The 8,375-nt window shown below is 38.1% G+C and carries 9 protein-coding genes and 1 pseudogene; all 10 read right to left on the bottom strand.

The window, feature by feature from the left end; translation table 11 throughout:
• Positions 1–1,205 (bottom strand): diaminopimelate decarboxylase (lysA, locus tag ABES03_RS07285; protein ID WP_430116425.1); only part of this gene is annotated, 1,205 nt, incomplete at its 3' end.
• 160 nt (positions 1,206–1,365) lie between these two features.
• Entirely contained in the window at positions 1,366–2,856 is a 1,491-nt protein-coding gene (locus ABES03_RS07280) for a spore germination protein (protein ID WP_430116423.1), read from the bottom strand.
• Complete coding sequence (locus ABES03_RS07275; RefSeq protein WP_430116421.1) at positions 2,843–3,418, bottom strand: stage V sporulation protein AE; 576 nt, start codon at positions 3,416–3,418, stop codon at positions 2,843–2,845. The genes ABES03_RS07280 and ABES03_RS07275 overlap by 14 nt, the downstream gene beginning before the upstream one ends.
• Before the next feature lie 87 nt (positions 3,419–3,505).
• Complete coding sequence (locus ABES03_RS07270; protein ID WP_430116426.1) at positions 3,506–3,928, bottom strand: stage V sporulation protein AB; 423 nt, start codon at positions 3,926–3,928, stop codon at positions 3,506–3,508.
• A complete protein-coding gene (locus tag ABES03_RS07265) occupies positions 3,918–4,541 on the bottom strand; it encodes a stage V sporulation protein AA (RefSeq protein ID WP_430116419.1) in 624 nt (207 codons plus the stop codon). The genes ABES03_RS07270 and ABES03_RS07265 overlap by 11 nt, the downstream gene beginning before the upstream one ends.
• Positions 4,542–4,632: 91 nt before the next feature.
• Positions 4,633–5,391: an RNA polymerase sporulation sigma factor SigF gene (gene sigF, locus ABES03_RS07260; RefSeq protein ID WP_309860955.1), complete on the bottom strand. Its 759-nt coding sequence runs from the start codon at positions 5,389–5,391 to the stop codon at positions 4,633–4,635.
• 12 nt (positions 5,392–5,403) lie between these two features.
• The gene (spoIIAB, locus tag ABES03_RS07255) at positions 5,404–5,844 is read right to left on the bottom strand and encodes an anti-sigma F factor (RefSeq protein ID WP_430116416.1); all 441 of its coding nucleotides are present in this window, start codon (positions 5,842–5,844) and stop codon (positions 5,404–5,406) included.
• Positions 5,845–6,195: an anti-sigma F factor antagonist gene (spoIIAA, locus tag ABES03_RS07250; RefSeq protein ID WP_308083311.1), complete on the bottom strand. Its 351-nt coding sequence runs from the start codon at positions 6,193–6,195 to the stop codon at positions 5,845–5,847.
• 130 nt (positions 6,196–6,325) lie between these two features.
• Positions 6,326–7,498, bottom strand: a complete 1,173-nt coding sequence (locus ABES03_RS07245; RefSeq protein ID WP_430116414.1) for a D-alanyl-D-alanine carboxypeptidase family protein — start codon at positions 7,496–7,498, stop codon at positions 6,326–6,328.
• 130 nt (positions 7,499–7,628) lie between these two features.
• A pseudogene (gene deoA, locus ABES03_RS07240) lies at positions 7,629–8,375 on the bottom strand (pyrimidine-nucleoside phosphorylase); the annotation flags it as partial.

The raw sequence follows: 8,375 nt of genomic DNA, 5'->3' as shown, positions 1-8,375 counted from the left end.
GGAATACGGTTATAATTATTCGACATGGAATAGCCATATGCACCCGTACAAAACACAGCTAGAATATCTTCTTCCCCTGCTTCAGGTAGAGGTAAGTCCCAAATTAACATATCACCCGACTCACAGCATTTCCCTGCAATGGAGACGGTTTCCTTTGTTTTTGCTAAGGGTCTATTCGCAAGAACTGCCTCGTATTTAGCGCTATAAAGAGCAGGTCGAATGTTATCACTCATGCCTCCATCAACAGCTAAATATTTCCTCACACCTGGAACCTCTTTTGAAGAACCTACTTTATAAAGGGTGATTCCTGCATCTCCTACTAGTGAACGCCCTGGTTCAATCCAAATTTCAGGCATTTGCATAGAGTATTGCTGTGTCAATTTTTTTACTTCTTTAATAATTTCACTGACATATTGTGCAGGTGGAATTGGCTCATCCTCTTTCGTATAACGGATTCCAAAACCGCCCCCTAAGTTTAACACTTTCGCTTTAAATGAAAGTTCATTTTCCCACTCTGCCATCTTTTCAACGATTTTCTTTGCAGCAAGTAAAAATCCTGTTGTTTCAAAGATTTGCGAACCGATGTGGCAGTGTAGCCCGAGAACATCAAAATAATCAATATGAAGTGCTATCTCTAATGCCTTTTTCGCCTGTCCATTTTGAAGATCAAATCCGAATTTTGAATCTTCCTGCCCTGTCAAAATGTAATCATGGGTATGCGCTTCAATCCCAGGTGTTATTCTTAATAAAATATTAACTTTCGTATTTTTCTCCTGGCAAATGGATTTTAAAAGTTCGATTTCATGGAAATTATCTACTACAATACAGCCAATTTGGTGATCCAACGCCATCTCCAGTTCTTCCCTGCTTTTATTATTCCCATGAAAATGAATTCTTTCGACTGGAAATCCTGCAACTATTGCGGTAAATAACTCCCCGCCCGAAACAACATCAAGAGATAAACCTTCCTCTTCTGCCAGCTGAATCATAGCAACTGTCGAAAATGCTTTACTTGCATATGCCACTTGAGCTTTCATATTTTGCTCTTCAAAGGTTCGTTTAAAGCCCCGAGCTCTTTCTCGCATTAACGCAACATCATATACATATAGTGGTGTTCCAAATTCTTGCGCCAATTGAATAGCATCGACTCCACCTATTTCTAAATTTCCGCTTTTATTAATTCCTGTTGATCCATAAAAGTGCATTTCCTTCCCCACTCTCCATTGCAGCTCACTATAGTTTATGTAGACAATGTTAAAAGATATAAATAAATAGACAGAATCTACATAAGATACTGCCTATTCATAATCCTTTATCACTCTATTTAATTAAAATTACTTTAGCATAACTGAAATAAAACCGCAATTATTTCTCGTTTGCTTTAGGTGGCTGTCTGAAACGGTTTCGCGGATGTACGATGCTTGGTCTAAGAAGTGACCCAGGTATAGCTCTTCGCACGACGATCTGCAAAAATCCTTTAGGCTCGAACGGAAGAAAAGGCCATAGATATGGTGTGTTAAGGACACGCATCTTAGCAAGAAAAATAAACATTAAACTTGCACCAATAATAAAACCTGGTGTATGGAAGATGGCAACTAAAATGGTCAATGTTATTCGGAGCATCTTATTAGCAACACCTAATTCATAACTTGGTGTGGTAAATGAACCAATGCCTGCGACAGCAACATAAAGAATGACTTCAGGAACAAACAAACCAACATCAATGGCAATTTGACCAATTAATACTGCTGCAATTAAACCCATAGCTGTTGATAAAGGTGTTGGTGTATGTATTGCTGCCATTCGTAAAAACTCAATCCCAAAATCGGCTAATATTAATTGAACGACAACCGGAATATTGGTTTGTTCGTTAGGTCCAATAAACGATATTTTTTCAGGTAATAAAGAAGGTTCTAATACAAATAAAAGCCATAATGGAAGCAATAAAATCGATGTTAATACGCCTAAAAAACGAGTCCACCGTACAAATGTCCCTGATGCTGGTGATTCCCGGAATTCTTCTGCATGTTGCACATGATGAAAATAGGTTGCTGGTGTAATGATGACACTTGGGGAAGTATCACAATAAATGACAATATGACCTTCTAAAATATGAGCAGAAGCTACATCCGCTCTCTCCGTATATCTAACCATTGGGAAGGGATTCCACCCTTGTTTGACAATAAATTCTTCCAGCGTTTTATCTGCCAAGGGAATTCCATCTATTTGGATAGCATTGATTTCTTTTCTGAGAATATTTAGTAGCTCTGCATCGGCCACATCCTCTAAGTATCCTAAGGCCACATCCGTTTTCGACCGTTCTCCAACCTTTAACATTTCAAAGCGCAGTCGTTCATCACGAATTCTTCTTCTTGTTAATGCTGTATTTAATATAATATTTTCTACAAATCCATCACGCGAACCACGAACTACTTTTTCTGTGTCAGGTTCTTGAGGTGACCTTCCTGGATAACTTCTAACATCCACCGCAAGTGCTGTATCTACCCCATCAATTACTACAACAATTAACCCTGATAATACAAAATCCACCAATTCGTTTAGTGTTTTAATCGGTTGAACAGATTGGTTTAGGAGACGATTATAAATGAGTTTATAAATGTCGGTTGAAAGTTTTTCATGGTCATTGAGTTGCACTAGCTCTTCAATTAACTCAATAACGAAACGGGTATCACACAATCCATTACAAAAATAAATTTGGACATCTGTTTTAAGGACTTTGAGTTTCCTAACTCCTAGGTCAAAACTTATTCCAAGCCCAACCCGTTGTTTCATATAATTTTCAGTCTCATGAACCGATTCTGGGATCGGCCATTTTTGCTCATTACTTCTTGCCATGGAAGCCGCTCCTTTCTAGTATAAGTTCTACTGCTTTCTTTGTTATTGGGGAACCTTGTTTATAGGAGTCATGCCTTGCCATTTTCCCCACATCACCCACTCCAACGATAATAGGCACATCTAACTCATCAAGACAGTAAACTGTATCTCCATTTATTCTGCCGATTTCAAGTTCAGGTATACCAAATTTATCTACCCCATAGGGAGTTAACACTCCATCACGATCAATACTTACATCCACCCTAGCCCATTCTTCGTGTCTCGATTTTGCGGCCACCGCAATAATGCCTAGAACTTCAATATCTTTATGGGTAGCTACATATTTTAATGCTTTCTCACCCGCCCCTTCCCCTACTATGCCACTATCATCAAACATGACTAATACTGGATCATGTGGTGCTTCTTTTATTAAACGGATAATTTCAGGACCTGACAATTTAGATGGATTTCCTTGAGAACGGGAAATACATCGACCACCAATCTCTCGAGCAACGTGCTCGATAGTTCTTTTTGCATATTCATCACCGTCCGTTACTAGAATGACTCGTCTCCGATTACTCATTCTTTGATGTCCTTTCATTAGAAAAGCGTGGAACTAGCTAGTCATTTAAACAACCTGCTAGGCTTCATGCTTGACAGTTTATTATCATTAATGATGTACAAAATAAAGCCATTGAAAGAGTGACCCAAAAATTTTTCCCAATACAATCGCCATAATTAAAATGATTAATTCCCCATCCATTCGAATTCTTTTTACAAGGATTGGAAAGACATTTAACACTTCTGTGAGTGCAGCAGCTAACATGCCAACAAAGACTCCACCGTTTACTCCTAAGAGGATTAGTGTATAAGGCCAAATATGTAATACTGGGTCTCTGAGACTGGCTATTACTCCAGTAAGTGCACCGATAACTACCGCCCATTCATAGTGTTGGATCATTTTCATCGTTTTGGTAAGCTGCGTTAGCCTTGGAATAACTCCTAATACGGTAAGGAAAGCAACAAATCCTGACCCTACCGCTAATCCACTTGCTATTCCTAAAAAACATACTGCAAGAATTTTAATCGTTATCATGGAGATGCTTCATACTTTCTTTATTTTCATGAATAATCACGTAGTTATCTAAATCCATTTGATAATTAAACATTTCTACTTCAAGAGGACTAGGCTCCTCATTGATTCGTTTTTTAAATACATGATTAAAAAAAAGAATCATTCCAAGACCTAAGCCAATGGAATAAGGAATTTGAAATAATAATGGTTTTGCTTCCTTTCGACCTGTAATAATGGTATATAGCTTTTCCTGCACACTTCTCATACTTACATCATCATGAAAATTCATGATTGCCATTGCTGAACCAAAAAATAAGAGAAACCAGATTAAAAGAAAATATGGAATGTTTAATCCCTTTTTCTTCACCATTACTTCTACGATGGTTTGAGCTGGTCCAATCGTTTGGACCTCCAGGGCTCCAAACTTATTTGTTATTAATCCGATGACTTTCATTACATCAATCACCACAATATTACGGTCCATTTCAGTCAGTTGATGAATCATCATAGATTTTAAACCCGGGAGAACAGCTTCTGGGGCGATAATTTGGGCTATATCATTTAAAAGTATTTTTTCATCAGGCTGAGATTGTACACGATTCCGCATGCGGATGTAGATTGTTTTATCCAAAACATTCACTTCCCACACATTTATTTCCTCGTATGTGTAGTATGGTTAAGAAGCAAGCATTTCATGTAGGAAAAATAAAAAGACCGTAGGATCATAGATCCATACGGTCTTTCATTTGTTGTAATATCTTTTTCTCAAGTCTTGATACCTGAACCTGTGAAATCCCGAGTCTCAGTGCTACTTCTGACTGTGTTTGATCTTTATAGTATCTTAAATAAACAATAAGTCTTTCACGTTCATCCAATTCGCGAATGGCTTCTTTTAAGGCTATTTTATCAAACCATTTCCCTTCATTACCGTCATCAATTTGATCAAGTAATGTAATTGGATCCCCATCATTTTCATACACTGTTTCATGAATGGACGAAGGTGTCCTGCTTGCTTCTTGAGCAAGGATGACATCCTCTGGCGAAAGCTCCAAATGGGCTGAAATTTCGTTAACCGTTGGAATCCTTCCCAGTATTTTAGATAATTCATCCTTGGCTTTACGGATTTTGTTTCCCATTTCCTTCAGCGACCGGCTGACCTTAACTGTTCCATCATCGCGGATAAATCGTTGGATTTCACCAATTATCATTGGTACAGCATATGTGGAAAACTTAACATCGTAGGAAAGGTCAAACTTATCAACTGATTTTAATAGTCCGATACACCCAATCTGAAACAGGTCATCAGGGTCGTATCCCCTATTAAGAAACCTCTGGACTACTGACCAGACAAGACGCATGTTTTTTTCAACAATTAAATCTCTTGCCTCTTGGTCCCCATCCTGGCTCTTTTTAATGAGCTCTTTCACTTCGTGATCCTTTAAATACGTTTGACTTTTATCGTTCTTGACCTCCACATCCATCGGCAAGTCTCCTTAATTGCAAAGCATTTTGCGGGATTCTAAATGCTTTCGTAATCTAACCTCGGTTCCTCGACCTGGCTGTGAATGAACCTCTACCTCATCCATGAAATTCTCCATGATGGTAAAACCCATACCGGAGCGTTCTAAATCCGGCTTTGTTGTAAATAATGGCTGACGAGCTTCCTCCACATCAACAATACCTAATCCACTATCTTTTATGGTCATATCAATCAAGCTATCTTCGATAATTACTTGAATCATTACGGTTCCATTCGGATCGTTTTCATATCCATGGATAATCGCATTTGTCACGGCTTCAGAAACAACTGTTTTTATTTCAGTTAATTCATCCATGGTCGGATCTAGCTGGGCAATAAACGCGGCAACAGTTACACGGGCAAACGATTCATTTTGACTTAAAGCACTGAATTGAAGATTCATCTCATTCTTCACTCAGGCCACCCCCAATCTTTGCAATGCAAATTCCTCAGTCGGTTCCATTTTGATAATTTTAAATAAACCAGACATATCGAATAATCTTTGTATTGCAGGGGAAATTGCACAAACGACCATTTCACCGTGCACCTGTTTAATTTGTTTGTATCTTCCTAGAATAACGCCTAATCCAGAGCTATCCATAAAAGAGAGGTGTTCTAAATTTAAGACAATATGACGAATTTCATTCTTTTCAATAACCACTGTCGCTTGTTCGCGTAAGTCATCTGCTGTATGGTGATCCAGTTCACCACTTAAGCGAATGCATAATACGTCATGTTTTGTTTCCATATTAATGTTAAGACTCACTATCTCCGTCCTCCTTAATCTGGTATAGTGAGTCAATTCGCTTTTTTGAAGGTAATATCCTTCTTCAATTACAAAACTAGTCGTATTTCGCTAAAAGTAGTTACATAATAGGTTGTTTCGACAACAGGTTTTATTTGCCCGCTTTCGTAAACATACCAAAGGAACGTTTATAAAGTGTCCACCAACCGGCTTCTTTAACAGCCTTTTTTGCCACTATAGGACTTTCAAGAATTACCTTTCCATCTTGAATCAATTGGATTGTACCTACTTGATCCCCTTTGGCAATTGGAGCCTTAAGATTTTTTGTCATCACAACTTTTTGTTTTACATTTTCAGTCTTTTCGCCTTTTTTTGTCAGTAAGGAAAGTGGTTCACTTGTAACCGCTTCAACTGTCTTGTCTTTTCCTTTACTTATTTTTGCTTCACCAATGATTTGATTACGTTTAAACATTGGATGTGTTTTATATTGACTAAAGGCATAATCTAGCATTTTAGTTACCTGTGCATTTCTTTCCTTTGATGTAGGAGCACCAAAAACGACTGCAATTACACGCATTCCATCCTTCTGTGCGGTTGCGGTTAAACAATACTTTGCTTCAGCCGTAAATCCTGTCTTTAAGCCATCTACACCTGGATAAAAACGAACTAATTTATTAGTATTAACAAGCCAAAATTTCTTATCCGTATTCTCACGTAAATACGCTTCATACATTCCTGTAAACTTGGTTATATCTTCATATTTGAGCAATTCCTTTGCCATGATTGCCATGTCAGCAGCTGTGCTGTAATGTCCACTCACTGGAAGCCCCGTTGTATTTTTAAAGAAAGTATGCTTTAATCCAAGTTCTTTCGCCTTATCATTCATCATGTCGACAAATGCTTCTTCAGAACCTGCGATCCTCTCAGCCATAGCAACCGATGCATCATTTCCTGATCCGATTGCTATACCTCTTAACATTTCCTTAGTGGTCATTTCTTCACCAGGTTCAAGGAAAATCTGCGAACCTCCCATAGAAGCGGCGTATTCGCTTGCACGAACTTTCTCATTCCATGTCAGCTTGCCTTTATCAATTGCCTCCATAATTAAGAGCATAGTCATAACTTTAGTCATACTTGCAGGTGGCAGTTCATCCTTACTATTTTTCTCAAATAGGACCGCACCTGTATCTCGTTCAATTAATATAGCAGATTTAACATTACTGACAATATCAGCACTTTTCTTTTCTTCAGCAGCAAAAGCAGATGGACCCCACAAACTTGTAAGTAATAAAGATGTCACTAATAAAGAGACAAATCGTTTCATTCGCATAACCCTCCATTCTTTATAGCCTCCATTTTTTCCAAAATAAATTACTTTATACAATTTTTTCCTTCGATTGAATAAAAAAATAGAGGCTGCTCCTTTGGAGTCAGCCTCTATTCGTATAAATTGATTATTGAGTGATTTCTTCATGTACTAGAATTGGTGCTTCTACCTTTGAAGATGAAATAGTGATGTTCTCATAAAGTTTTTCTTTTACTTCGTTTACATCTTCAAAATTACTATAGATAGTTACTAACGATTCACCTTTTTTCACTTGATCCCCAATTTTCTTTCGTAAAACAAGTCCAACAGCAAGGTCGATAACCGATTCCTTCGTTGCTCTTCCTGCTCCAAGCAACATCGCAGCCGTTCCAACCTCATCGGCAACAATTTCTGATACATATCCATCTTCTTTTGCTTCTAATTCAATAACATATTTAGCCTGTGGCATCTTAGATGGATCATCAACAATGGAAGCATCTCCACCCTGTGAACTTAAGAACACTTTTAATTTATCAAGAGCAGAACCATCCTTAATGACGTTCACTAGAAGGGTACGTGCCTCTTCTAATGAACTTGCTTTTTCGGCTAAATAAACCATATGGCTACCAAGTGTTAAGCAAAGCTCTGTTAAGTCTTCTGGACCTTCCCCTTTTAAGGTATCAATCGCTTCTTTTACTTCAAGAGCATTCCCGATTGCATACCCAAGCGGCTGGCTCATGTCAGAAATTACTGCCATTGTTCTTCTTCCAACATTGTTTCCAATGCGGACCATTGCTTTAGCTAACTCTCTTGAATCATCCAGTGTTTTCATAAACGCACCGGCACCTGTTTTAACATCAAGTACAATCGCATCCGCACCAGCAGCAATTTTTTT

It is taken from the genome of Neobacillus rhizosphaerae (genome assembly GCF_050477885.1).
Classification (GTDB): Bacteria; Bacillota; Bacilli; order Bacillales; family Cytobacillaceae; genus Neobacillus; species Neobacillus rhizosphaerae_A.
This window is presented reverse-complemented; position numbering and strand designations above follow the sequence as displayed.